General features: G+C 68.3%; 1 protein-coding gene. It reads right to left on the bottom strand.

What is annotated here, in order from left to right:
* Positions 1–3 precede the first annotated feature (3 nt).
* Positions 4–252, bottom strand: a 249-nt coding sequence (locus SB773_RS33440) for a hypothetical protein (protein ID WP_410594754.1), incomplete at its 5' end; no start/stop codon positions are given.

Below are 252 nucleotides of genomic sequence, written 5' to 3'. Positions count from 1 at the left end.
CGGTCATGCGAACGCATCCTCTCGGGCGATCCAGTCGTGCATCCGTGCCGCAATCAGCTCCGGGGCGTCGTGGACGGAGAACACCGAACCCTGCTCGTCGGGATGGAGCGTCTCCAGGGTCTGCAATTGGGAGGTGAGCAGCGCCGGGGGCATGAAGTGGTCGCTGCGCGCGCCGATCCGCTCCCTGAGCAGGTCGGCGGAGCCATCGAGTTGGGCGAACGTCACGGGGCCCTCCGCGTTGCGACGGATCGC

Source organism: Bacillus sp. SIMBA_074, assembly GCF_046534555.1.
In the GTDB taxonomy this organism is placed as follows: Bacteria; Bacillota; Bacilli; order Bacillales; family Bacillaceae_G; genus Bacillus_A; species Bacillus_A mycoides.
This window is presented reverse-complemented; position numbering and strand designations above follow the sequence as displayed.